The sequence below is a fragment of the Photobacterium sp. R1 genome (assembly GCF_054600795.1).
This window is the reverse complement of sequence record NZ_BAAHZP010000272.1, coordinates 1-341: the sequence shown is the minus strand read 5'-3', so window position 1 is coordinate 341 and position 341 is coordinate 1. Positions and strand designations below refer to the sequence as shown.

Below are 341 nucleotides of genomic sequence, written 5' to 3'. Positions count from 1 at the left end.
GCCGCCGGCTGCAGAAATGGTGTCAAAGCTGACATCCGTACAGCTTGGGTCTTCAATACGGAACTGCCACAGCTGCTCGGCCAGTGTTGCTTCGTCCAGCAAGTTGCCGGCGGCGACCTGGCGGTCGACCCAGGCGAGGAATTTGGACACAGCGACGCCATCACGGATGTGGCTGGCTTTCATGCCGGCCACCTCAGTCGGGTTTTTTGCGGCTTTTGGCAGCATACAAGGGTCGGCACCTTCGATGATGACCGCCCCGGCGTCGTGCAGTGTCTGTCCGGCCCAGGCATTGCTGGTGGCCGGGTCGAGCAAGACCCGCTTGCCGTTCAGGGCTTCCAGGC

1 pseudogene is annotated in these 341 nt (G+C 62.5%); it reads right to left on the bottom strand.

The annotated features are described in order from the left end of the window. Positions 1–341 (bottom strand): annotated as a pseudogene (locus ACYP03_RS25005) (aminopeptidase P family protein); the annotation flags it as partial.